This window comes from Streptomyces sp. SID3343, from assembly GCF_009865215.1.
Lineage (GTDB): Bacteria > Actinomycetota > Actinomycetes > Streptomycetales > Streptomycetaceae > Embleya.
In genome coordinates this window covers 1-296 of record NZ_WWJX01001461.1, presented here as the reverse complement: position 1 = coordinate 296, position 296 = coordinate 1, and the positions used below count along the sequence as shown (strand labels likewise).

The window sequence follows — 296 nt, the reverse complement described above, 5'->3', positions numbered from 1 at the left end:
GCCCCCCGGCCACCTCCGGCCCCGAGCACCGTAGCCCCGGCCAACAACGCCCGGACCCACAACGCGCTCGGGCGTCGTGCCTTGGCGCCCGCGTCGGAAGCGGCGGCGCGCTCGGGCGTCGTGCGTTGGCGCCCGCGTTGGAAGCGGCGGCGCGCTCGGGTGTCGTGCGTTGGTGTCCGCGTCGGAAGCGGGGGCGCGCTCGGGTGTCGTGCCTTGGCGCCCGCGTCGGAAGCGGGGGCGCGCTCGGCGTCGTATCGGCCAGTCGCGAGCCGGAAACCCGAGCGCGCGCCCTGGGC

General features: G+C 78.4%; 1 protein-coding gene. It reads right to left on the bottom strand.

Translation table 11 applies throughout. The annotated features are described in order from the left end of the window. Positions 1-296: hypothetical protein (locus tag GT354_RS55310; RefSeq protein ID WP_237536125.1), on the bottom strand; the 296-nt coding region annotated here is incomplete at both ends.